This window comes from Roseitalea sp., from assembly GCF_984466335.1.
In genome coordinates, this window is the sequence record NZ_CFIFWG010000233.1 from 1 (window position 1) to 842 (window position 842).

At 62.1% G+C, this 842-nt stretch carries 1 pseudogene; it reads right to left on the reverse strand.

Annotated features, from left to right (window positions below):
* Positions 1-842: pseudogene (locus AC5E6L_RS14885) on the reverse strand (excinuclease ABC subunit UvrB); the annotation flags it as partial.

Sequence of the window (842 nt, forward strand, 5' to 3'; positions counted from 1 at the left end):
GTGCAGATATTCGGTCAGGTCCTCGGCCATGCGCTTGGTCAGCACGGTGACCAGCGTGCGGTAGCCCGCCCGTGCGGTGGCGCGGATTTCACCGAGCACGTCGTCCACCTGCGACTTGGCGGGACGGATTTCCACCGGCGGGTCGATCAGCCCGGTCGGCCGGATCACCTGTTCGGCGAAGACGCCGCCGGACCGGTCGAGTTCCCAGCCGCCGGGCGTTGCCGAAACCGCGATCGTCTGCGGGCGCATCGCGTCCCATTCCTCAAAGCGCAAGGGGCGGTTGTCCATGCAGGAGGGCAGGCGGAAGCCATATTCGGCCAGCGTCGCCTTGCGGCGGAAGTCGCCCCTGTACATGGCGCCGATCTGCGGCACGGTCACATGGCTCTCATCGATGAAGACGATGGCGTTGTCGGGAATGTATTCGAACAGGGTTGGTGGCGGTTCGCCCGGATTGCGGCCGGTCAGATAGCGCGAATAGTTTTCGATGCCCTGGCAGGAGCCGGTGGCCTCCAGCATTTCAAGATCATAGCGCGTGCGCTGTTCGAGCCGTTGCGCTTCGAGCAGTCGTCCCGCTTTTTCAAGCTCTTCAAGGCGAAGCTTCAATTCTTCCTTTATATTCTTGACAGCTTGATTCAACGTCGGGCGCGGCGTGACATAGTGCGAATTGGCATAGATTTTCACCGACTTCAATTCGTCGGTCTTGTGGCCGGTGAGCGGATCGAACTCGGTGATCCGTTCGATCTCGTCGCCGAACAGGGCAATCCGCCAGGCGCGGTCTTCCAGGTGCGCCGGAAAGATCTCGATCGTGTCGCCGCGCACCCGGAACGAGCCGCGCACGAAAT